The sequence below is a fragment of the Roseburia sp. 1XD42-69 genome (genome assembly GCF_003612565.1).
GTDB lineage: Bacteria > Bacillota > Clostridia > Lachnospirales > Lachnospiraceae > Roseburia_B.
On sequence record NZ_RAZG01000227.1, the window covers coordinates 1 to 1,088 of the forward strand.

The following is a 1,088-nucleotide window of genomic DNA, read 5'->3' on the forward strand; positions in this document are numbered from 1 at the left end:
TTAGGCGTGGCAGGCGGAGGCGTGGCAGGTGCAACGACAGGGGCAGTCTTATATGGGACAGTCATGGCAGCACCTGTTGCAGGGCTGGCGGCGGGGATGGATGCAGCGGCAGTCATAGGCCCGTCTGCCTTTACAACGACAGTAGTGCCTGCTATAATAACTGGCGGGGGATACGGGCTTGCCGGTGCGACGGCGTTATATGTAGAAAACGATATCCGTGCAAAAAACGGAGGGTATAACCTCCTGCTGGATAAGGTGTTTGACAACAATACGGACAGGTATGAAGAATGCGGCATGATATTGATGCTTGGGAATAATGTCTATATGGAGTACGGGGCAATGAACATGAACCGTATGCCGGGAGGGGACAGTAAGCAGTCGTTGGGCAATAACCAGTCCGTTCAAAAGTTAAAAACTCAGAATAGCCAGCCCGGAACTAGCAAAGGCAATACAGGAGGTGGGGGAGCATCAACTGGCGCTGGGGGACAATCACAAGTAGGGGTTCAATTTGGGCAGGAAAATGAAACAGGCATGGTTACATATAGACGAGTGCAAGGTGGGACAGGTAATAAATCCAGCCAGATGAGGATTACAATTGATAGTGAGGGAAATGTACATATAAGTAACAAAAATGCAAATTTAAATCTAAGTATTGACAATGGGGAACATTCACAATACTATACTAAATATAACAGACCTGGAGCAGATATTTATGAGTTTGAAGTGCCAAAATGGTTTGACGATATGGTACAGGAATATACCATACCACAAACTGGATATCAAAGTAATCCGTTAAATCAAGGCGGGAGTGTACCTAAGTTAACAGATACGGGAACTCCAGGAACAAGTGTTGAGTTTCCATCACCGTGGATTGAGTGGATAGAAGAATATGCTAGAAATGGAAGAATAAGATCAGGAGGAAACTAGATAATGCGTAAAATGGATGTGAATGAACAAATGATTATTTATGTTATATATAACGGGGAAGGGAAATGGCTTATTTCAGATAAGGAAATCTGGTATTTCGATTATAAAAAGAAAATACAAGAATGCGAAAAAAGAGGTTACGAAATAAAGGAAGAATGGAT

General features: G+C 43.5%; 1 protein-coding gene. It reads left to right on the forward strand.

From position 1 onward, the window contains the following. Positions 1–927: hypothetical protein (locus D7Y06_RS26330; protein ID WP_199714860.1), on the forward strand; the 927-nt coding region annotated here is incomplete at its 5' end. Positions 928–1,088 lie beyond the last annotated feature (161 nt).